General features: G+C 48.0%; 1 tRNA gene and 2 rRNA genes. All 3 read left to right on the forward strand.

Features of this window, described 5'->3' with window-relative positions:
* A 16S ribosomal RNA gene (locus WH279_RS00015) occupies positions 1 to 85 on the forward strand; the annotation flags it as partial.
* 72 nt (positions 86 to 157) lie between these two features.
* Positions 158 to 233 (forward strand) — tRNA-Glu (locus WH279_RS00020).
* Positions 234 to 460: 227 nt separating this feature from the next.
* A 23S ribosomal RNA gene (locus tag WH279_RS00025) occupies positions 461 to 615 on the forward strand; the annotation flags it as partial.

Raw genomic sequence — 615 nt, forward strand, 5'->3', positions numbered from 1 at the left:
GGCGCTTACCACTTTGTGATTCATGACTGGGGTGAAGTCGTAACAAGGTAACCGTAGGGGAACCTGCGGTTGGATCACCTCCTTACCTGAAGATACTCTCCCGCGTAGTGTCCACACAGATTGTCTGATAGAAGAAATGAGCAAAAGTCACACCAGAGTCCCCATCGTCTAGAGGCCCAGGACACTGCCCTTTCACGGCTGTAACAGGGGTTCGAATCCCCTTGGGGACGCCATACCGGTAACGAAGTGAAAGTCGTTATCACCCAGTATCTCAAAACTGATTATGCCGTAAGGCGAGTCACGTTTGAGATATTTGCTATTTAACAATCCGGAACAAGCTGAAAATTGAAACGACATGTCGTTTTCATTCTCCGTAATAAGAATGAAATTAACGATATGTTCGAGTCTCTCAAATGCTTACAACAGACAATGTGTTCTTCGGGACGCTTGTGGGTTGTGAGGTTAAGCGACTAAGCGTACACGGTGGATGCCTAGGCAGTCAGAGGCGATGAAGGGCGTGCTAATCTGCGATAAGCGTCGGTAAGGTGATATGAACCGCAACAACCGACGATACCCGAATGGGGAAACCCAGTGTGTTTCGACACACTATCATGT

Source organism: Erwinia sp. MYb375, from assembly GCF_037479175.1.
GTDB classification, from domain to species: Bacteria; Pseudomonadota; Gammaproteobacteria; order Enterobacterales; family Enterobacteriaceae; genus Erwinia; species Erwinia rhapontici.